Annotated in this window: 22 protein-coding genes; 8 read left to right on the top strand and 14 right to left on the bottom strand. The window is 71.1% G+C overall.

Annotation, left to right across the window (positions count from 1 at the left end; all coding sequences use genetic code 11):
• Window positions 1-5 precede the first annotated feature (5 nt).
• Both ACZ4VI_RS30795 and ACZ4VI_RS30800 read left to right on the top strand, forming a co-directional pair.
• Entirely contained in the window at window positions 6-896 is an 891-nt protein-coding gene (locus tag ACZ4VI_RS30795; protein WP_468004536.1) for an alpha/beta fold hydrolase, read from the top strand.
• On the top strand, window positions 896-1,177 hold the full coding sequence (locus tag ACZ4VI_RS30800; RefSeq protein ID WP_468004538.1) for a hypothetical protein: 282 nt from the start codon (window positions 896-898) through the stop codon (window positions 1,175-1,177). The genes ACZ4VI_RS30795 and ACZ4VI_RS30800 overlap by 1 nt, the downstream gene beginning before the upstream one ends.
• 78 nt (window positions 1,178-1,255) lie before the next feature.
• Here the strand turns inward: ACZ4VI_RS30800 and ACZ4VI_RS30805 are convergent, their stop codons facing one another.
• The 5 genes from ACZ4VI_RS30805 to ACZ4VI_RS30825 form a co-directional block, all read right to left on the bottom strand.
• Window positions 1,256-1,894 carry an endonuclease gene (locus ACZ4VI_RS30805; RefSeq protein ID WP_468004540.1) on the bottom strand — a complete coding sequence of 213 codons (639 nt, stop codon included), beginning with the start codon at window positions 1,892-1,894 and terminating at the stop codon, window positions 1,256-1,258.
• A gap of 53 nt (window positions 1,895-1,947) precedes the next feature.
• Window positions 1,948-2,952, bottom strand: a complete 1,005-nt coding sequence (gene ligD / locus ACZ4VI_RS30810; protein ID WP_468004542.1) for a non-homologous end-joining DNA ligase — start codon at window positions 2,950-2,952, stop codon at window positions 1,948-1,950.
• 19 nt (window positions 2,953-2,971) lie between these two features.
• Window positions 2,972-3,604: a DNA polymerase ligase N-terminal domain-containing protein gene (locus tag ACZ4VI_RS30815; RefSeq protein WP_468004544.1), complete on the bottom strand. Its 633-nt coding sequence runs from the start codon at window positions 3,602-3,604 to the stop codon at window positions 2,972-2,974.
• A gap of 24 nt (window positions 3,605-3,628) precedes the next feature.
• The gene (gene ligD, locus ACZ4VI_RS30820; RefSeq protein ID WP_468004546.1) at window positions 3,629-4,537 is read right to left on the bottom strand and encodes a non-homologous end-joining DNA ligase; all 909 of its coding nucleotides are present in this window, start codon (window positions 4,535-4,537) and stop codon (window positions 3,629-3,631) included.
• Window positions 4,538-4,851: 314 nt separating this feature from the next.
• Entirely contained in the window at window positions 4,852-5,466 is a 615-nt protein-coding gene (locus ACZ4VI_RS30825; protein ID WP_468004548.1) for an MBL fold metallo-hydrolase, read from the bottom strand.
• A gap of 436 nt (window positions 5,467-5,902) precedes the next feature.
• Between ACZ4VI_RS30825 and ACZ4VI_RS30830 the strand changes: the two genes are divergently transcribed.
• On the top strand, window positions 5,903-6,355 hold the full coding sequence (locus tag ACZ4VI_RS30830; RefSeq protein ID WP_468004550.1) for a universal stress protein: 453 nt from the start codon (window positions 5,903-5,905) through the stop codon (window positions 6,353-6,355).
• Window positions 6,356-6,409: 54 nt separating this feature from the next.
• Here ACZ4VI_RS30830 and ACZ4VI_RS30835 read toward each other — a convergent pair whose 3' ends face one another.
• The 6 genes from ACZ4VI_RS30835 to ACZ4VI_RS30860 form a co-directional block, all read right to left on the bottom strand.
• Window positions 6,410-7,486 carry an amidinotransferase gene (locus tag ACZ4VI_RS30835; protein WP_468004736.1) on the bottom strand — a complete coding sequence of 359 codons (1,077 nt, stop codon included), beginning with the start codon at window positions 7,484-7,486 and terminating at the stop codon, window positions 6,410-6,412.
• A gap of 114 nt (window positions 7,487-7,600) precedes the next feature.
• A complete protein-coding gene (locus tag ACZ4VI_RS30840) occupies window positions 7,601-8,089 on the bottom strand; it encodes an Hsp20/alpha crystallin family protein (RefSeq protein ID WP_468004552.1) in 489 nt (162 codons plus the stop codon).
• A 388-nt stretch (window positions 8,090-8,477) separates the two neighbouring features.
• Window positions 8,478-9,251: an SCO2400 family protein gene (locus ACZ4VI_RS30845; RefSeq protein WP_468004554.1), complete on the bottom strand. Its 774-nt coding sequence runs from the start codon at window positions 9,249-9,251 to the stop codon at window positions 8,478-8,480.
• 137 nt (window positions 9,252-9,388) lie between these two features.
• Window positions 9,389-9,880: a hypothetical protein gene (locus ACZ4VI_RS30850; RefSeq protein ID WP_468004556.1), complete on the bottom strand. Its 492-nt coding sequence runs from the start codon at window positions 9,878-9,880 to the stop codon at window positions 9,389-9,391.
• A 122-nt stretch (window positions 9,881-10,002) separates the two neighbouring features.
• Window positions 10,003-10,353, bottom strand: a complete 351-nt coding sequence (locus tag ACZ4VI_RS30855; protein WP_468004558.1) for a hypothetical protein — start codon at window positions 10,351-10,353, stop codon at window positions 10,003-10,005.
• Window positions 10,354-10,429: 76 nt separating this feature from the next.
• Window positions 10,430-10,603, bottom strand: a complete 174-nt coding sequence (locus ACZ4VI_RS30860) for a hypothetical protein (RefSeq protein ID WP_468004560.1) — start codon at window positions 10,601-10,603, stop codon at window positions 10,430-10,432.
• 268 nt (window positions 10,604-10,871) lie between these two features.
• On the opposite strand from ACZ4VI_RS30860, the gene ACZ4VI_RS30865 reads away from it, so the two are divergent.
• The 3 genes from ACZ4VI_RS30865 (at window position 10,872) to ACZ4VI_RS30875 (ending at window position 11,993) form a co-directional block, all read left to right on the top strand.
• A complete protein-coding gene (locus ACZ4VI_RS30865; protein WP_468004562.1) occupies window positions 10,872-11,102 on the top strand; it encodes a DUF6213 family protein in 231 nt (76 codons plus the stop codon).
• Window positions 11,103-11,222: 120 nt separating this feature from the next.
• Complete coding sequence (locus ACZ4VI_RS30870) at window positions 11,223-11,696, top strand: hypothetical protein (protein ID WP_468004564.1); 474 nt, start codon at window positions 11,223-11,225, stop codon at window positions 11,694-11,696.
• 78 nt (window positions 11,697-11,774) lie between these two features.
• Window positions 11,775-11,993: a hypothetical protein gene (locus tag ACZ4VI_RS30875; protein WP_468004566.1), complete on the top strand. Its 219-nt coding sequence runs from the start codon at window positions 11,775-11,777 to the stop codon at window positions 11,991-11,993.
• A gap of 184 nt (window positions 11,994-12,177) precedes the next feature.
• Here ACZ4VI_RS30875 and ACZ4VI_RS30880 read toward each other — a convergent pair whose 3' ends face one another.
• The 3 genes from ACZ4VI_RS30880 to pdxR form a co-directional block, all read right to left on the bottom strand.
• Window positions 12,178-12,924, bottom strand: a complete 747-nt coding sequence (locus ACZ4VI_RS30880) for an SDR family oxidoreductase (RefSeq protein ID WP_468004568.1) — start codon at window positions 12,922-12,924, stop codon at window positions 12,178-12,180.
• A gap of 383 nt (window positions 12,925-13,307) precedes the next feature.
• On the bottom strand, window positions 13,308-14,072 hold the full coding sequence (locus tag ACZ4VI_RS30885) for a maleylpyruvate isomerase family mycothiol-dependent enzyme (protein WP_468004570.1): 765 nt from the start codon (window positions 14,070-14,072) through the stop codon (window positions 13,308-13,310).
• A gap of 10 nt (window positions 14,073-14,082) precedes the next feature.
• Entirely contained in the window at window positions 14,083-15,489 is a 1,407-nt protein-coding gene (gene pdxR, locus ACZ4VI_RS30890; RefSeq protein WP_468004572.1) for a MocR-like pyridoxine biosynthesis transcription factor PdxR, read from the bottom strand.
• Window positions 15,490-15,544: 55 nt separating this feature from the next.
• On the opposite strand from pdxR, the gene ACZ4VI_RS30895 reads away from it, so the two are divergent.
• Window positions 15,545-16,747 carry an MFS transporter gene (locus tag ACZ4VI_RS30895; RefSeq protein WP_468004574.1) on the top strand — a complete coding sequence of 401 codons (1,203 nt, stop codon included), beginning with the start codon at window positions 15,545-15,547 and terminating at the stop codon, window positions 16,745-16,747.
• Between the two features lie 432 nt (window positions 16,748-17,179).
• On the top strand, window positions 17,180-19,378 hold the full coding sequence (locus ACZ4VI_RS30900) for an FG-GAP repeat domain-containing protein (protein WP_468004576.1): 2,199 nt from the start codon (window positions 17,180-17,182) through the stop codon (window positions 19,376-19,378).
• The last annotated feature ends 34 nt before the right edge of the window (window positions 19,379-19,412 follow it).

Below are 19,412 nucleotides of genomic sequence, written 5' to 3' on the forward strand. Positions count from 1 at the left end.
CGACGATGAACAAGTCCCCTGCCGACAGCGGCATCCGCGAACGGCTCCTCGCCGGGTTCCCCGCCACGGAACGACGCATCGACCTTGCCGGAATCCCGACCGCCGTACTGGAAGGCGGTGACGGCCCCCCACTCGTACTCCTGCACGGCGCCGGGGAGTTCGCCGCGACCTGGATGCGCGTGATGCCGGAGCTGATGCAGACGCATCGGGTGATCGCTCCCGACCTGCCCGGCCACGGCGCCTCGGAGGTGGGCGAAGGCCCGCTGAAGGCCGATCGCGTCTTCGCCTGGCTGGGCGAGCTGATCGAGCGGACCTGCCCGTCCCGGCCCGTCCTGGCGGGTCATCTGCTCGGCGGCGCCATCGCCGCCCGGTTCGCCTGCGACCACGGAGACCGGCTCGACCGGCTGGTCCTGGTGGACTCGTACGGGCTCGGCCGCTTCCGCCCCGCCCTCAAATTCGCCCTCGCGATGACCCGCTTCATGGCGCGGCCCACGGAACGAGCAGCCGACCAGCTCATGGACGCCTGCATGACCGACCTCGGCCGGCTGCGCGAACAGCTCGGCAATCGCATGGAGTTGCTGGAGGCGTATGCCCTCGACCGCGCCCGGTCACCGGGCCAGAAGGCGGCTCTGCGCAGCCTCATGCCGGAGTTCGCGATGACCCCGGTCCCGGAGGCCGACCTGGCCCGGATCGCCGTACCCACGAGCCTGATCAACGGGAGGCACGACCTCCAGGTGCGGCTGAAGGTCGCCGAGGCGGCGAGTGCTCGTTACGGCTGGCCGCTGCGCGTGATCGAGGACGCGGCCGACGACCCCGCCTTCGAGCAGCCCGCGGCCTTCCTGGAAGCGCTGCGGACGGAGATCGGACAACCCCGCGTGACGGAGAGGAGGCAGTGATGGCCATCGCCATGCTGGTGGACAATCCACACGGCTCACTGGAGATCTACGACAAGGCCCGGGAGCGGCTGGGCATGCACGAGAGGCCCTTCGGCGGCATCTTCCACGCCGCCGGGCCGAGCCCGGACGGCGGCTGGCGTGTCATCGAGATCTGGGAGTCGGAGGACGAGGCGAGGCGCTTCATCACCGAGCGTCTGGCCCCCGCCCTCCGGGCCGCCGGCGCCCAAGGGCCGCCCCCGACACCCCAGTTCTGGCCGCTCTACACCACCTACCTGGCCTAGCGAGGAGACCTCCGGCCTCCGCGGGTGAACCCCACCCACGGAGGCCGGCCTCACGCGGTCCGTCTCACGCGGTCCGCCTCATGCGGCGCGTAGCTCCTCCACCGCGTGCTTGGACAGGCTGACCCGTACGAGGGCGGCTGCCAGGCGGGCCAGATCCTTCTCGGGGACATGCCGGGCGAGGCCGGCCGGAGTGTGCGGGAGTCCGAGTTCGGCGGCCGTCTCGCGGGAGCGTTCGTCGAAGAACGGGCGCAACTCCGGCCACACCGCCTGGGCTTCCCGGCAGAAGATGTCCGCGCCCACCGGCCCGATCCTGGGCACTTCCTGGAGCAGCTCCCGCAGCTTCTCCGTGTCGCCCGCGGCCTCTTCACGGAGCTTGCGCAGATCGCCGTCGTAGCGGTCGAGCAGCAGTTCCGCGCCGTTACCGAGCGCGGTCGCGGTGCTCTCGTCGTACCGGACGTAGTGCGCCCGCCCGAGGGCGTCCACGCGCTCCTGCCAGGTGGAGTCCGCCATCGCCTGGGGCGTCCGCATGCCTGCCGTGAACAGCTCCCGGGCCGCGGCGGCGGCGATCTCCGCCTTGATCCGGATCGAGCACAGGACCGTGAGGACGAGGAGTTGGTACAGCGGGGCGGGCTTGTCGGTGAGGGTGATGCCCGCTTCGTCGGCATAGGTCTGTCCGTGCTCACGCAGCAGCTCATCGATCATCCGGGCGGTTTCCATCGGACACTCCTTCCGACTCCTCGGGCTGTGTACAACCCACGGTCGTTGATGGCTCACGCCGGGCGTTCGCGGACCACCTCCTCCGGCCGCTTGTCGTCGCGCAGCCCGAGGAAGCGCGGGTGGCGGAGCCGACCGGCCTTCGTCCACTCGGTGAAGCCGATCTGCGCGACGAGCCGCGGGCGGACCCAGACCGCATGGGACTCGCGGACCTCGTCCGCGAAGGGTGAGCCGTCCTGGCGGAGCCGGTCGAGACGGTCACGCAGATTGCGCAGGGTCGCGTCGTCGTAGCCGGTGCCGACCTTGCCGGCGTAGCGCAGGCGGCTGCCCCCGTCGGACTCGTAGTAGCCGAGCAGCAGAGCGCCGAAGCCGATCCGGCTGCCGGCCGGCTCGGTGAAGCCGCCGACGACCAGCTCCTGGCCGCCGGCGCACTTGAGCTTGAGCCAGTCGGTGGAGCGTCGGCGGACGTAGGCGCCGTCCGCACGCTTGGCGATCAGCCCCTCCCAGCCGCGGGCGCACGCCTGGTCCAGCAGGTCGTGGCCGTCCTGGTTGCGGTGCGGGGTGAAGCGCAGCGGGGCCCCGAACGTGAGCACGTCGCGGAGCAGGGCTTTGCGGGTGCGGAGCGGCAGCCGGGTGGTGTCCCGTCCGTCCAGGCGCAGCAGGTCGAAGACGTAGTAGGTGACGGTGACGCCGCTGGCCCGGGCGGCGCGCGCGTCGGTGAGCTGCATGCGCTGCTGGAGCAGGGCGAAGTCGGTGCGGCCGCGCCGCAGCGCGACCATCTCGCCGTCCACCGTGAAGTCCCGGCACGTCTGGGCAGCGAGCGCGTCCACGACCTCCGGGTACGTGGCGTTCAGCGACCTGCCGGTACGGGAGAGCAGCCGGACGTCGCCCTGCTGACGGGCCGCCAGGACGCGTACGCCGTCCAGTTTCCGCTCGAAGATCCACTTGTCGTCGAACGAGCGGCGGGAGCTCAGCGTGGCCAGCATGGGGGTGCCCGGCGCCGACGCCCGGCGCAGCAGGTCCTGCTGCTCGCTGGGCAGCCGTTCGAGCAGCCGGCTCATGACGCGTCACCCGGCCGGCTCATGACGCGTCACCGCCGGACGCCTCGTCCTGCTTCGCGACCTGCTTGAGCGTGTGCCCGCTGCGGGCCGAGCGGGCTCGCCAGGGGTCGGGGGTGCCGTCGCCGGAGGCACGTTCGTCGTCGTGCTTGACCAGCAGCCACGCCTCGCGTTCTCCGTCGCTGCCGGTGCGGATGCGGGTGAGCGAGTAACCTCCGTGCAGCTTCCGGCCGTCCAGCCAGAACGAGGCGTGGCCCTTCTCCAGGGCGTCGGAGAACGGGATCTCCTCGTCGTGGCGGTCGGTGGAGAGGTTGCGGTAGGTGCCCTCGTCCCAGACGATCACGGTGCCCGCGCCGTACTCGCCCGCCTCGATGACACCCTCGAACTCCCGGTACTCCAGCGGATGGTCCTCGGTCGGCATGGCAAGGCGTTTGTCGTGCGGGTCGCTGGACGGCCCCTTCGGGATCGCCCACGACTTCAGCACACCGTCCACCTCGAGGCGGAAGTCGAAGTGCAGCGCGCTCGCGTCATGGATCTGGACGACGAAGCAGGGCCGCTCGTCGTCCGTCTTCCCGCCGGTGCCGCCCTTCGGCTCGGCGGTCTTGGAGAAGTCACGCCGACGGCGGTACTCCGCCAGCGACTGCCTCGCTGTCATGGCCTCCTCCTGGAGTACGGCGGATCATGTGCGGAGCCGGTCCGCTGCCGCGCCGAGCGAGCGGGGCCGGGGCGCGGGGCTCCAGGGGTTCTCCTTGAGGAGCCGGTCCGCGTCGGCGAGTTTCCACCGGCGGGCGTCGAGTTCCGGGTCGTCGAGATCGCCCCAGGCGAGCGGGGCCGCGACGGGAGCGCCGGGGCGGGCGCGTACCGAGTAGGGCGCGACGGCGGTCTGGCCGTAGGCGTTGCGCTGGATGTCGAGGTAGATGCGCCCTTTGCGCTCCTTCTTGCGCACCGCGGTCGTGAGCCGGTCCGGGTGACGGTCGGCGAGGGCACCGGCGATGTCGCCCGCGACGGCGCGTACGTCGTCGAAGGCCATGTGCCGGTCCAGAGGCACGAGCACGTGCAGTCCGCGTGAGCCGGTGGTCATCAGCAGGGCCGGGAGTTCTATCTCGTCGAGGAGTTCGTGGAGCCACCGCGCGGCCTCGCGGACCCGGGCGAAGCCGTCGTCGCGGCCGTCGTCGGGCGGGTCGAGATCGAAGACCAGCCGGTCCGGATGATCGGGCCGGTCCGTCCTGGAGAGAAAACGGTGCAAGGTGATGCAGCCCTGGTCGGCGAGGAGGACCAGAGTCGCGGTGTCCTCGCACACCACGTACGTGACGGTGCCGCCCTCCTTGGGCAGTTCGGCGCGGTGGACCCAGTCCGGGAAGTGCTCGGGGATGTCCTTCTGCATGAACCCCGAATCGTCGATGCCGTCCGGATGGCGCTCCAGCATCAGCGGGTGGCCACGCAGGTGCGGCAGCATCCGCCGGGCGACGGTGCGGTAGTAGGTGGCGAGGTCGGCCTTGGTGATTCCCTGCTCGGGGAAGAGCACCTTCTCCGGCCTGCTGACCTCGACGGTGCGCCTGCCGGCCCGGACCTTGTGTGCCGCACTCATCATGTCCCCCTGTTCCGGATCTGGCCGGATCTGGACGTGAACCCCTGATCGGCGGGTGCCCGTCGGCCCCGGGCACAAACGGTCGCGAGCGGTGCGTGGCCGAGGGCCGGCCGGGTAGCCGCGCGGCAGGAACCACAGGCAGGGGGGCAGGAACCACAGACAGGGCGGGAGGCAGCGTGATCAAGCCGTCCGAGGTCGTCTCCTTTCTCGTGGCGCTGCTCGTGGTGTGGCGCCAGAGGCACGGGGGATGGCCTCCGTCGAGGCGTACGGAACCGAGCGGGCCCGCGCACGGCATGTGATCGCCGGCGGGCCGCTCACCCCGATGACAGCGTGTACGTCCGTCCCTCGCGACCCCACTCGCCCCAGCCGGGCGGCTGTCCGGCGTCCATCGCCCGCAGGCAAGGGCGGCCGATGTGCGCGTACACCAGGCGCCGTACCTGGTGCCGCGCGGCCTCGGAGCCGATCTCCTGTACGTGGGCGTGGCCGCCGACCCCGCCGCGGAAGCGGATCCGCCGGTCCCAGCCGGCCGCCTCCGCGAACATGAGGTCGGCGCCCGCCGCCCAGTCCGGGAACTCCCAGAACTCCGGCGCCCACACGGCCACCACCCCGCCGGCCTCGATCCGGTAGCCGCAGGTGGGGTGCGAGGTGTGGACCACCGGACACGCCCGGATCCGCAGCTCGCCCAGGTCCAGGTCGCCCATGCGGAGCGGCACACCACGTTCCGCCGCCATGCGGCGCATGACCGAGCGGAGCTCGGCGTGTTCGTCGGTGACCAGCCAGCCGTCCACGTGCTGCGGCGGATCCGCCCCGGGTCCCCCGTCGAGGGCGACGGAGCGGCGTCGGTAGCGGACCAGGAGCCCCGCCGGTGCGAAGCGCGGCGAGTTCATCGCGCCCACTCCCAGCAGGGTCATCCGCAGACGCCACGCCACGTGCGACACCTCCGACCGACAGGGACCCATGCCTGCCCCGTACATGCGCGCCCCGTATACGGACAGGATGACCCAAGCCGTTCCCGTACGTCCGTGTCAGCAGGCGGCGCCCGGGTAGCCGCCTGCCGAGAGCCCGTGCCTCACTACGGGCCACGGGCCGGAGCGGGACGGAGACGGTCATGGGTACTCCTCCAAACGATCCCGTACCCCCGAGTCCCACGCCGGCACCAGGACCAGGCCCTGGTCCGCAGCCGGGGCCGGTGCCAGGACCGGTCCCCTCGCCGGGCGGGCCCGACCCGACCCCACCGGCACCACCCCAACCGGAACCCGACCCCCAGCCCCCACCCGCCCCACGGCCCGAGCCGCGCCCCCACCCGGGCCCGCTGCCCGGTCCCGTACCGGCCCCTGAGCCCGTCACACGAGGAAGGAAGTCGTCATGACCATCCGTAACGATCGGAGTCCCCACGTGGTCGTGGGCGTCGACGGCTCGTCGGCCTCACAGGAGGCGTTGCGGTGGGCGGTGCGGCACGCGCGGCTGATCGGGGCGACCGTGGACGCGGTGGCGGCCTACGACGTACCCGGAGCAGCGGCATGGTCCGCTCCCGCCGTGGACGCCGCATTCGACGAGGAGAAGGCCCGGCAGGCCCTGTCGGAGGAGCTCAAGGCCGTGCTTCCCGAGGGCGGTGGGGTGCCGATCGCGGAGCACGTGGTGCGGGGCAACCCCGCCAAGGTGCTGATCGGAGCATCGGTCGGCGCCGAGCTGCTGGTCGTGGGCAACCGGGGGCGGGGCGGATTCGCGAGCCTGCTCCTTGGCTCCGTCAGTCAGCAGTGCGCGGTGCACGCGTCCTGCCCGGTCGTCATAGTCCGCCCGGAAACCGCCGACTCCTGACGCCGACTCCTGACCAAGTCTCTCTGGCTACGGGCCGGCTACGGGAAGCAGGAGCTACGGGAAATAGGATTCGAGCGTCCCGCGACGCCGGATGTCGAGCGCCGCGCAATGGAACGAGCCGCCGAACGGCGCGTAGTGCAGCAGGTCGCCGAGGATCGGCTCGAACCCCCACCGCTCGAGCGCGCGCAGCATGTCGACGTGGTGGCGCTCCGCGATCGCGTGCGTCTCGTCGATCATCAGGATGTTCATGCTGAGCCACTTGCCGCAGATCGAGGTGATCTCAAGGAGTCGCTCGTCGATCGGGTTCGGCTCGGGGGCGACCAGGACGTCCCATGACCTCAGGACGTCGGGCAGGTGGTCGACGTCGACGTACTCGGGGTTGACCAGCACCTTTCCGGGCGCGAGCGGGAGGAACGTCGTGTCGATGTGCATGGGGGTGCGGCAGCGGCTCTCGATCTCGTGGATGCGGTAGCCGGGGCCGAGGTGACGGCGCAGCCACTCGATGCCCATGCGGTTGGTGACGTTGCTCCGCGTCACGAAGAGGTCGCGCCCGGCGCGGACGAAGTCCGCCGCGTCGAACACCGGCTCGAACTCGTTGGTGATGTGACGCGGGGGTTCGCCGTCCTTGGGGACGGTGTAGTCCGCCTCGAACAGCTCGTCGGTGAGCTGCGGTTTCGGCGCCGCCGTCCAGCGCGCGCCGCGCCGGAAGTAGTCCTTGATGACCGTGCGGTAGGGGTGGGTCTCGAAGTAGCGGCACGGCCAGGCCATCGGTGTCTCGATGATCTCGTCGCCGATCACGAGCAGGCTGTCGCGGGGACAGGTGGGGCCGAAGCCGCGCGAGGACCAGTCGGGGGTGCCGAAGCGGCGCTTGTGGTCGACAGGGTCCGGGCGTCTGACGGTGACGTCGAGGGACCGCAGGAGAGCGATGAAGTCGTCGAGTTCCCGCTGGGCGGGCTCGATCAGCCGCTTCGGATACGTGGATCCGGCGGCGAACCTGTGCAGCCGCGCGGCCCAGGGCGGCAGGTTGCATGTCACGACCGGGTGGCTGGAGGGGATCGTCGCGCCCTCGAGGCGTCCGACGATGACCTCCTCCAGTGGGTCCCACTCGTTGTGCGAACTCACCGGCGACACAAGAGGCTTCGCGGCGTCGACCGCCGTGGCCGATGGCGCCGGGGTCGGCGTGACATGAGACTGTGCACGGAATTCCGGCACGGTTGGCTCCTGTCGTCACCGTCGGGGTGATCGTCAGGCGGCCTTTTCCTCGCCGCCGGAGATGGCGATCCGGCGCGGCTTGGTCACGCCCGACTTGGGGATGCGGACCCTCAGCACTCCGCTGTCGAGTCCGGCCTCGATCTTGTCGCTGTCGATGTCGCCGGACAGAGTCGTACGGTAGGAGAACTTGCCTTTGCGATGGGCGAGCACCTTGCCCTCGGACTTCTCGTCCAGCTCGCCGGTGATGCACAGATCGTTGCCCTCAAGCTCCACGGCGATGTTCTCGCGGGGAACGCCGGGCATCTCGGCCTTGATCACGTACGCGTCGTCGGTCTCCTCCTCCTCGGCCATGGGCGTCCACCCCTGAGCGGCGATCATGGGAGTGGCCATCGTGGGAGCGGCGGCCTGCTCCAGGAAGCGGCCCATCTGGTCCCACATGGTCTCGAAGTCGTGCCAGGGATCCAGCAGACCGTGCCGGCGCCACATGGGGTCACTGGTGCTACGTCGAACCGGGAAGGTCATGACGGACTCTCCTTCCTTCAGCGTGCACAGCGCGACTTCCCTGTTCCCCCGCTGCCATGCACGTGGGGACGACGGCCGGGCGATCGAAGGGGATGCCCAGGGCGGCGCAGAGACGTTGCGTACGCAGGACTGCGCTGAGCGTGGCAGGAGACGGGTCGTACGGCAGCAGCTCGACCACGACGCGCGAAGGGCGGTGCCCGTAGAGAAGATCCTGGACGTCGAGAACGGCCGCGGCACGGCTCGTGACGTCCAGCTGACAGCAGAACCTCAGGAACAGAGTGCCGCTCTTCACGGTGTGCCCGACGAGCATGACGACCTCCAACCAGGGGTGGCAGTAACCCTCCCCACCCCGGGAACAGTGTCCGCCCCGGCACGGCGACTGTCTCGTTCAGCGGATGCACACCACGAGCAGGCAGATCTCCGCCGGCGAGGTCGCGGCCGGCGCGGGGCTCGCCTCGGAGGTACCCGTACCGGTGCTGTCTGTGGGCGCGGGTGCGGGCGGCTGCGTAGCCGGCGTCTGCACCACGTCCGCGGTGTCCGGCTGCGGAGCCGACGTCTCCGTGGTACGAGGCGGGGCGTCGGCGGTCGGCTGGGCGGGCGGCGGTGTGGCGGGGAGGGGCGCGACGGCGTGGTGCCGGCGCGGACGCTCGGGCGGGAGCGACTGCGAGGGAGGAGGCGTGGGCGAGGAGCGGTGCGTGTCGGGCGGTGTCGAGGTCGGGCGGGTCTCGTGCTCCGCCTCTTCCCCGGCGGCTTGTTGCTCGGCTTGTTCCTCGGCGGCGCCCATGCCCGGGTTCTGCGGCGCCGTGGCCGCCTGTGCCTGGTCGCCGGACTGCCGGTCCATCGCGGTCACGGTCAGACCGCCGCCCACCAGTGCGAAGGCGGTCGCGACCACGGCCCGGCGCTGGTTCTTCCGCCAGCGCTCACGCTGGCGACGCCGCGCCGCCCGCCCTTCCGGCGCGGTCGGCACATCCATGAGCTCCTCGGCCGTGGCCGCCGCATTCGCCGTCGCCATGGTGGCCGAGGCCGGGGCGACGCGAATGTGGGCGATGTCCGGAGCGATGTCCGGGGCGTAGGCGCCGCATCCGGGGCACACCAGGGCGCCGTTGAGATGCCGCCGACACGAGGAGCAGTAGTCCATTTCCCGGTCTTCCTGAGTTGACATGCCGTCGACCCGCCGGGGTGGCGGTCCGGTCACGTTCGCAAAGGGAATCGAGCGGCCAGCAACGCTAACGAAGCTTTCGAAAGACTGTGCGCAGCCGGTGCGCAGCCTGTGTGAGGCTCCTGTGGGGATTGCCCCGCTCACTGAGCGGCCGGCCCCGTCAGGGGACAACCGGCCACGGGACGGCGGTCGGTGACTGCTCGAGCGTGAACAACCCGCCGTCCGGGTTTCTCGGCCGCCTCCTCGACCGGGCCGCTGTTCAGGCGGGCGACCGGCTGTCCGTCGTGGCGGAGGACGACCTGGTCCTCCTCGTACGAGACCTCGCAGCAGCCGTGGCCGGTGTCGTCCTCGTCCGCCGCCCATTCCAGGACTTCGCCGTAGAGGACGGCGGCGTCGAAGGCGTTCTTGGTGCGCAGCTCCAGCCACGCGGGCGCCTCACCGTCGCCGACCCGCCACTCGGAGAGGACGCGGCCCTCCCAGATGCCGAAGGCCGCGCCTTCGGGGTCGGTGCCGAGGGCGGCCCGCCCGCGCGGCGGGTAGGAGACGGGACCGACGCCGGATCCGCGCGACGGCCTCGTCGGCGTCGGCCACGGCGAAGTACGCGGTCCATGCGACCGGCACGGCCAGCTCACCGGCCAAGGCGCCGATACCGGCCACGGGCACGCCGTCCGACTCAGCGACGGAGAACGCCCGGCCGAGACTGCCCGCGAGGGGGCGGGCGCGCGCTCCCTGCTCAGCGCGGCTTCCCTCAGAGTCAGTCCGTATTCCGGCTGGTCGAGGCGGTGCCTCGGCGGCGACGCCAACCGCGCTGCAGGAGCCGGATCAGGCAGACCGCGGCGGCCACCCACACCGCGGCGAAGAGCCAGAGCAGCACCTGGGAGGACGTGGCGACCGTACGTACGAACAAGGTCACACAAGCGACTCCGAGACACGCCGTGCACAAGCCGAGGCGGTGCCGGAGCATCCAGCCCCAGGCGCGGGACCACGGTGTGCTTTCCAGTCCGAGGGTGCGCAATCGGTGATCAAGGGGCTCATCGCCCCGCAGGTCCTCCTCGATGCCGTCGAGGATCATCTGCTCCTTGCGGGAGAGCTTCCGACCGTCCATGACGAGCTCCCGTCTGAGGCTGCCCACGAGTTCCTTGCTGTGAGGGGGCCGGGGTCTCCTTACGGACGGGATCCCCTCACTCCCTGCCCTTGTCACGCGGGTGCGGGGGCTCGTCCACGGGTGGCTCCGGGTCGTGCCACTCCTCCGCCCTGGTCGGGTGGCCGGAGGTGACCTGTCCCCTGACCTCCTTCTTGCGCTCGTCGTCCAGCCGCGGGCCGGACTTGCTGCTGCCGCGATCCGGTTCCTTCATCGCGATCTCCGTGTGGTCGTGCGATGTCTCCGATCACCCCACCGGTGCCCGCCGGCCCCCGGCACAAACAGTCGCGAGCGGTGCGTGGCAGAGGCCCGTCCGGGTAGGCGCGCCGCAGGAACCACAGGCACGGCGGGAGGAGGTAGCCATGACCCGGCACATCAACGAGATCATGTCCGAGCGCGAACCGGACTCGCCGCTCGCGGACATCTCCGCCGCCCACGCCAACACCTGACGCGGCCCGCTCACGTCTCGGAGGCGATCGACCATGGCGATCGCGCTTTCCCTGGTATCCGCCGACGGGGCCCATCTCCTGGTCCCCGCGGACGAGGTCACCGCTCTGCTACGGCACCTCGCTGACAGCTACCTGCGTTCCCTGGACGAGAGGGGTCTGGAAGCCGAGGAGGCCAGGATGCTTGCCAGGGAGCTGCAGGCGGTCGCCGACCAGCTTGACGCGGAGTGCATCGCGTTCATGCCGTCGCGGGACGAGGAGCAGTGAGCGCCGACGGCACGGCGTACCGTGGATGACACCGCGGTGAATGCAGGCCCTGAATACAGGAACGGCGACGGCGGACGTCATTCCCACCGTGCGCCCCGGGCGAGAGGTCGTGAGTCCGATATGGCGGTCTTCGAGCTGATGGGCGTGACTCTGGTGTCGGACGAGTTCGACCGGATCACCCTTCCGTTCGACCCGGACGGGCGGGAAGCTGTCGACCTTCCGGAGGGCGCGGTGGTCAGCGTCGCCCTGACCTTCCGGGTCGGCGAGGAGCTCGAAGGGTTGACCTTCGAGGAGGAACGGCGGCGCGAGGGACACCTGATCGCCACCGGCCGTACCGCACTGGGCGGGTTCCGGCCGGGCGGGCCGTACGAGATCCAGCTGTCGGCCGAGCGGCTTCCCGTCGGGAAGGCGAGCTGCGGTACGTACGAGGTGGCGGGGCGGTTCACCGACGCCGAAGGCCGCGAACTGGCACGGGAGAGCCACCGCTTCCGGATCGTCCACGTGGGGCCACCGGAAGAGCTGAAGGGACGGCGGCGCCAACGCTCCGCGACCGCGGCCGAGGCCCCGGTGCCGCCGGGAGCTGCTCGGCGCTGACCGTTTCGTGGTGGCGGGCGACCCGGCCTGCTCCGCTCACCCGCTCGGGTCACCCCAGGTGTGGGCGGGCGGTTCCCGGTGTGGACTTGGCGCGGATCGACCAGTGATCGCGCCAGGCGGAGGAATGCACCGACCACGAAGAAGCCGAGCATCGTCTTCGCCCACGACCTGTGGGCCGACGGCTCCAGCTTCAGCAAGCTGACCCCCGCGCTGCAGCGCGAGGGCCACGAGGTGATCTCGGCCGAGGCCGTCCTCGACCTGATCCGCAAGGCGGCCGACGCGGTGGCCGCAGCGTAGATGTGGACGGTCGCACAGTGGGACCGAGGGCCCCCAGGGGAGGCATCCATCTACCACCCCGTACCCCCGGTCCCACTACGCGGCTATCCCATCCCACCTGCCGCCAAACCTCGGCGCCGACGAGCTCGACGGTGCGTGAGAGCACAGCACCAGGCGGTAGCCCTTACCTGCGGGTAGAGGTCGTTCAGCCGGACTGGGCGGGGCTGGATTCGAAGTGGAATGCGTTGATGAAGCAGTCTCTGGGCTGCTGAATCGCGAAAGTGATGCAGTCCAGCAGGGACTGGGCAGCCAGCGGGGCGTGGGAGTCGCGCGGGGTCGCCTCCCATTCCGGCGACAGGATGTCGCGGGAACTGTCGAAGTCGGGCGGGAACAGGGAGATGACGCGTACACCCTGCGGACGCAGGCGGCGGGAGAGCGCCTCGGTGAAGCCGCGCTGGGCGTTCTTGGCCGCGTAGTACGCCTCGTGGGCACGGGCGTGCTGGGAGCCGGGCACACCGCAGACGGAGACCATGGTGACGACGTCGGGCCGGTCGGAGGCCAGTAGCAGGGGCAGCACGTTCTTGGTGACCAGGATGGTGCCGGTGCCGCCGGAGGCGAGGGTGTCGACCACGTCCTCGTCGGAGACGGACAGCAGGTCGGGGGCCTCGAGCCACCGGGCGCCGTTGTTGACGAGCACGTCGATGCGGTCGGTGTGCTCGCCGAGTTCCTTGGCGAAGGCGCGGATCGAGACGGGGTCGCTCAGATCGCACGCGAAGGCCTGCACCTTGTCGTGGCCGCGGGTACGAATCTCGGCGCACGTACGCTCGGCCGCCTCGGTGGTGCGGGCAGCGAGGAAGAGTTCGGCTCCGAGGCCGGCGAAGTGGTGGGCCAGTGCGCGGCCGAAGTCACGCCCCGCACCCGTGATGACCACTCGGCGGTCGATGAGGCTCATGTCAGGGGCTTTCCATCAGGGTGAGCGGCCGGTGTGGCGGCCGTGAGCAGAGTAGTCTCACGGCGATCAGACTGTGGATGCCGGGGCCACCCGCACGCGTCCAAAGTCCCGTTGGCAGCCGTTCGTTGACGGCTGCGACGCGTACGGTCTCCGTCCCTACGGGCACGTTGTGGCACGGCCTTTCGAGGGGCCCTGTCGGGTCTGTTCGTCCGCCGGGTCACGGCTCCAGCAGTCGGCGGACGGTGTGCACGATCTTCGGAGCGTCGGCGGTGTCCTGTCGTTCGAGGGCCCAGGTCGCTGACCTGAGGCTTTGCCGTGGAGCGGATGGCGGGAATCGACAGCGCCGTGCGCGCCGGGGACGACCCGTAGCCAGTTCTTCGTGATCACCTCCAGCCGGGGGCTGGTGGTAGGGGCCAGTCGGGCGGGATCGGCCGTGGACGGTCGGACGTGAGCGGGGAGTCGGGCGCGCGGCCGCTGAGCCAGGCGAGGAGGGCGCGGCCGGAGCCGGCGATCTCGGGGCCGGTCGGGGACAGGGTCCAGGACTGGCCGAGGTCGAGGGCTTCGACCCGGGCGACGGGGAAGTCGCGTGCGGCGAGCGCCGTGAGGGTGTCGTCGAGGGCCCAGGTCACGTACGTGCTGGGCCAGTCGGTCGTGCGGTAGCCGACGTTCAGGTCGACGTGGTGCGTTTCGAGCTCGCGCCAGCAGCGGTGGAGGGTGTACCAGGCCGGGTGCCGCCAGCCCGCCAGTGCCGTGACCAGGGTGTCCAGGAGCTCCACGGGCATCGATGTGGCGTCTTCGGCCAGGCGCGCAAGGCGGCTGCGCAGGTCCGTGGCGAGCTCGGCCGCGGGGCGGTCGGCGTCTTCCCGGGCAGCACGGGCGAACGCCTCGGCATCCGTCCTCGGGGCGGGGTCGATGCCGGTGCGGGCTATGGCGAGCAGCCGCCGGTAGGCGCCGACGCTGTGAGCGACGTGCGTGATGACGTGGCCGCGGGTCCAGCCTGCCAACGCCGAGGGCGCGCGCGTCTCCGCGTCGGTCAGCGTGTCGAGGGTGGCGGTGATCCGGGCAGCGGAGCGGGTGACTTCCTCGAGTACGTCGAGCATGTTCGTACCGTAGAGGCGGGTGATCGTCGCCGAGCGTCGGACCGACATGTGACGCGGGCTACCGGCCCCTGAGCAGGCCGCCGATCGCCGCGATGCCCGCTGTGACGGTGCGTTCGCCGACGTTGCCGAACCCAAGGATCAGCTGCACCGGCTCCGTAGCGTGCGAGGAGCGGCAGGCGCTCATTCCGTACAGTCCGACGGACCGGGCTCGGGCGGCGGCGATGAGGTCCTGCTCGTCGGCCGGTCCGTCGACGTGCGCCACCGCGTGAAAGCCTGCCGCGAGGCCGGTCAACCTGACCTCGGGAGCGTGTTCGGTGAGCGCTGCCAGCAGGGCGGTACGCCGTGCCCCGTAGGTCGTCCGCATCCGGCGCAGGTGCCGGTCGAAGCGGCCTGACTCGATCAGTCTCGCGAGGGCGAGCTGATCGAGTGTGGAGGACCCGCGGTCGTTCAGCTGCTTGTGCTCGGTGATCAGCTCGGTGAGCGCCGGCGGGCAGAGCATCCACCCGATGCGCAGCGCGGGCGCGAGGGACTTGCTGACGGTGCCGATGGAGATCACGCGGTCGGCGGCGAGTCCCTGCAGTGCGCCCACCGGCTCCCGGTCGTAGCGGAATTCGGCGTCGTAGTCGTCCTCGATGACGACGGCGTCCCGCCTCCTGGCCCAGTCGATCAGTGCGAGTCGCCGCTCGGGTGCCAGGGCGACGCCGGTGGGCCACTGGTGCGCGGGGGTCAGGACGACCGCGCGGGCGTCGGTCGCGGCGAGTGCGCGCACGTCGATCCCGCGCTCGTCGACCGGTACAGGGGTGGCCGACATGCCGACCGAGGCCGCGGTGGAAGAGATCGTGGCCGGTGAGCCGGGGTCCTCGTACGCCACCGTACGGACACCTGTCCTGGACAGGGCGGCCAGGGCCAGGCCGAGTCCCTGCGCGTAGCCGGAGCAGATCACGATCCGTTCCGGTTCCGCCGCGGCGGCGCGCACCCGCCGCACGTATCCGGCCAGGACCTCGCGTAGTGCCGTACTGCCGCGTGGGTCTCCGTAGTCGAGCGCCGTCGTCGGCATGGTGCGTGCCGCCTCGCGGGTGGCCCACAGCCAGTCGGCGAGCGGGAAGCTGCTCAGGTCGGGGACGCCGTACCTGAAGTCGGCCACGAGGCGTGACGGCGCCGGATGCGGTGACGTGGGCACCGGCGGTACGCCCGCCCCGGCGGCGACCCGGGTGGCCGAACCGACGCGCGTCACGAGGTATCCCTCGGCCTGGAGCTGTGCGTAACAGTCCTGCACAAGGCCGCGTGACAGGCCGAGCGCCCGGGCGAGTTCACGGGAGGACGGCAGCCGTTCACCGATCTGCAGCCGCCCGGTACGGATCGCGTCCCGCAGCCGGAGTTCCAGCTGGGATCGCAGCGGCTCGCCGCTGTCCCGGTCGATGACCAGCAGCAGATCGGGGGACAGACCGGACCACTCGAGCGGCATGGAATTGGAGCTTACTGGCGATCCGCTCGGCCCTTAGCTTCCTCGTGTGACCAGGATGAGCAACTCTCAAGCCGACGGCGCCGGTTCGCGGCCGGGACTGGTGACGCGGCCCCTGCTGCTGCGCTTCGTCTCGGTCATCGGTGCCTCGACGAGCTTCTACCTGCTGTTGTCGGTCGTCCCCCTCTACGCCGAGGCGTACGGAGGCGGTCATGCCGCGGGCCTGGCCTCGGGTGCGCTGATGCTGGCGACGGTCGGAGGCGGCCTGGCCACTCCCCGGCTCGTCGCACGCTTCGGTTACCGTCTGCCGCTGGTGGCAGGGCTGGTCCTGCTCGGTACGCCCGCGCTCGTGCTGACCGCGTCCGGGGGCACGGTGTGGATCACGGCGGTCTGTGCCGTGCGCGGTCTGGGCTTCGGGGTCACGGTCGTCGCGGGTGGCGCTCTGACGGCGTCGCTGATCCCGCCCGAGCGCCGTGGTGAAGGCCTGGCGCTGGTCGGCATCGTGTCCGGGGTTCCGTCGCTGGTGGCCCTGCCGCTGGGGGTGTGGTGGGCAGCGCACGTCGGGTACGGACCGGTGTGCGCCGCCGGCGCGGTGGCCGCGCTGGCCGCCATCGTCTCGGTGCCGGGCATGCCGGACCGAGAGCCGGCCTCGGGGCGGTCGATCGGGGTCCTGGCCGGGTTCCGGACGGCCGCTCTTCTGCGGCCCGTCATCGTCTTCTCGGCTACCGCGCTCGCCGCCGGAATCATCGTCACCTTCCTGCCCCTTGCCGTCCCGTCGGCTTCCACCGGAGTCGTCGCCGCGGCCCTGTTCGTCCAGTCAGCCGCATCGACCGCGGCGCGCTGGGTCGCGGGCCGGCACGGCGACCGGCGCGGACCGGCCTCACTCGTCGTGCCCGGCCTGGTCGTCTCGGCCGCAGGGACGCTGCTGACCGCTCTGACCCACAGCCCGGTCGCCGTCGTCGTGGGCGTTGCCCTGTTCGGGGTCGGATTCGGAGCCACCCAGAACGCGACGCTGACGCTGATGTACGCGCGTGTCCCCGAATCCGGCTACGGCACCGTCAGCGCCCTGTGGAACGTCGCCTACGACGCGGGCATGGGCGTCGGCGCCGTCGGCTTCGGGATGCTCGCCGGCCGGACCGGCTACCCATGGGCCTTCGCCCTTACCGCCGCACTGATGCTCACCGCCCTCGCCCCGGCCAGGCGCGACCGCTTCCTACAGCGAGTCAGCAGTGACACCGGCGGCCGCACCGACGACGGGTGAGGCACGAGAGGCCTGGACAACGACGAAGGCCCAGGTCGCCGACATGGGCCTTCGTTCAAGAGTCAGAGCGGAGGCGTCGGGCAGGCCTCCGGCCCGTCGATGCATTCCTCACCGAAGTGCTCGACCAGGTAGCCGTTGTCCGCGAAGTCGGCACCGCCCCGCCCGCACGGTCGACGTGACCCAACAACCGTTGCCCCACTGCCGCTTCGCAGCCTGCTCTCGGTTCATGGAGCCGAGCGAGATCGCTCGTACCTGGATCAGCCGGCGAGCCGCCTGAGATCGGCCACTAGGGCGTGACGGCGGACTGACGTACGGGGTCGCGTCCAGCTGGTCCTGCGGTGTCCCGAATGCGGGTCCTGGAGCGTACAACCATTTGGCTGCTCGGGGGTCTCAACCGGAGAGGCGCATGGTGCGCCTGATGTTTCGGGAGGAATGCCTGTGCCTCTGGTCCGTTCGGCGCGACGGCGGCTCGCCGGCGCCGTCACCACCGTTCTCGTCGTCACGCTCGGGGCGACCGCGCTGACCGCTCCCGCGTACGCCGCTCCGGTCGCGGGCGGGGTGCTCGCGGCGGACGCGACGACGACCGCGGACCCGATCGCGTACCCCAAGAGCAGCAAGCTCGTCGGGGCCGGTGTGACCGGCTTCCTGACGACCTCCAGCACCGGCATCACGGCCTTCCGGCGCTACTCGGACGGCACCGGGCAGGGGTACGACGGCGCCGTGTACCTGCGGTCGACGCCGACGACCGACTTCCTGGTCTTCAGAGGCGCGTACCAGATCACGCAGCGGAACCTGGCGACGTACGGTTCCCTCGACGTCCCCGTCGGTTCCATGACGGGTGACGCGAGGTGGGCGGGCGCGGCGGGTGACGCCGTCTTCACGACCGTCGTGACCGAGGCGGGCACGGTGCTCCGCAAGCACGTCGACGAGGCCCCCACTGTGACGGTCACCGGGCTCCCCACCGACGCGACCTCCGTCATGGTCATGCCCGCCACGCCCGCCCACGCCAAGGTCACCTTCACGCAGAACTCGTTCGGCAAGTGGGGCCTCCTCGACCTCGCCACCGGCGACCTGACTCTTGGCACTCCCGGGATCGGCGCGCAGGCGGTCTCCGCGACCCACACTGCGTGGTCCGCTGCCACGGCGACGGACCAGGGCCCCCGGGTCTTCGTCGCGGACCGGGCCACCGGCGCCGTGCAGGAGGCCCCGGTGCCCCCGGTGCCGTCGGTCGGCAACCTCCAGGTCGGCCTGGTCGGCGACTGGGTCGTGTACGGACAGAAGGGCGGCATGGGATTCGCCCAGCCGAGCGTCCACCACGCCATCACCGCCTACAACCTCACCACCAAGACGACGGTGAAGGTGCTCGACCACGCCTACGAGCTCACGTCCGCCCCCGACGGCAGCCTGTACGCGCGCGGCGGCCTCGTCGGCCAGGGCGAGGGCATGTACCGGATCGCGGCCACGGGCGGCGACACCCTGAAGGCCGAGTTGGTCGCGGCGACCGGCGAGCCCACCGAGGTCGTCGCCACGGACTCCACCGTGCCCCCGGCGGTGCTCGACCTCGACCAGGTCAACGGGTTCACCTTCAGGTGGACGCTGTCCCGTGAGGTGCGGGACCCGAAGGTCACCGTCCGCCATGTGCCGACCGGGAAGACCCACACCCTGACCGTGGCATCCAGCACCAGCACGCCGGTGTTCGCCTGGGTCGACAACAACTGGGAAGAGAACGCCCCCAACGGCGACTTCACCTGGGAGCTGACCGGCGAGCCGGTCAACGGCATCGGCCCGGCCGTCACCGCCAAGGGCACGTTCACGGTCGTCCGCAAGGTCCAGCCGCACGACTTCAACGACAACGGCAGCCCCGACCTGCTCAGCCGGGACTCCGCCGGCCGCCTGTGGCGCACGGACCTCTTCTACCGTCCGATCGACGAGTGGCGCGGCATCAACGAGGCGGGGGCCAGGACCTACCTCGGTTCGGGCTGGGGCGTCTACGACCGGATCGAGGCCGCCGGCAACCTGGGCGGCACGCCGGTCGGCGACCTCTTGGCCCGCGACAAGTCCGGCGTGCTCTGGCTGTACCAGGGCAAGGGCACCGGCAACTTCGCCACCCGGGTCCAGGTCGGCGGCGGCTGGCAGGTCTACGACAAGATCACGTCCGGCAGCGACCTGACCAACGACGGCCGCGTCGACGCGCTCGCCACCGACAGGTCCGGCGGGCTCTGGCTCTACCCCGGCACCGGCAGCGCCACGAAGCCATTCCTACCCCGCCAGAAGATCGGCACCGGCTGGGGGATCTACAACGACATCACGGCCGTCGGCAACATCGCGGGCGGCACCGCCGACGATCTCGTCGCCCGTGACAAGGACGGCGTCCTCTGGCTCTACCTGGGCAAGGGCGACGGCACGTTCGCGCCGCGCACGAAGATCGGCGGCGGCTGGAACGCGTTCCGTCCACTGATCGCCGCCGGTGACGCGGACGGCGACGGGCGCCCCGACCTCATGGGTCTCGGCGTGACCTACCAGACGCCGAAGCTGTACAAGAGCACCGGCGACTGGAAGGTCCCGTTCCGGACCGGCGAGGTAATGCACCTGGAGCAGGTCGACGCGAACACGTCGGACCTCGTGTTCTGACCTCGCCGCACCGCGGAGGGGGGAGGCCGCCGAA

The organism is Streptomyces sp. NPDC029169 (assembly GCF_055563935.1).